Annotated in this window: 1 protein-coding gene; it reads right to left on the reverse strand. The window is 66.5% G+C overall.

What is annotated here, in order from left to right; translation table 11 throughout:
• The coding region (locus AF337_RS15320) for a glutathione S-transferase family protein (protein WP_160320314.1) at positions 1-260 on the reverse strand (260 nt) is incomplete at both ends.

Raw genomic sequence — 260 nt, forward strand, 5'->3', positions numbered from 1 at the left:
GGCCTGCAGTGCGCCGATATCGCCCGGCCGCAGCAGCATCTCATGGAGCCGCGCGCCACCGAGGCTTGCCGTCAGCCGGCCTGAGAAGGACAGCCATTGCTGCACCCGCGCCGCTTCCTCGGCCTTACCGCTGCCGAGCCACTCGGGTGCTGCCTTGGCGGCGAGATAAACGAGGATCGCCGACGATTCCGTCAGGATCAGATCGCCATCTTCCATGATCGGAATGGAGCCTGCCGGGTTGAGCACAAGCAGCTCGGGGC

Origin of the sequence: Rhizobium ecuadorense, from assembly GCF_001187535.1 — a bacterium.
Taxonomy (GTDB): Bacteria; Pseudomonadota; Alphaproteobacteria; order Rhizobiales; family Rhizobiaceae; genus Rhizobium; species Rhizobium ecuadorense.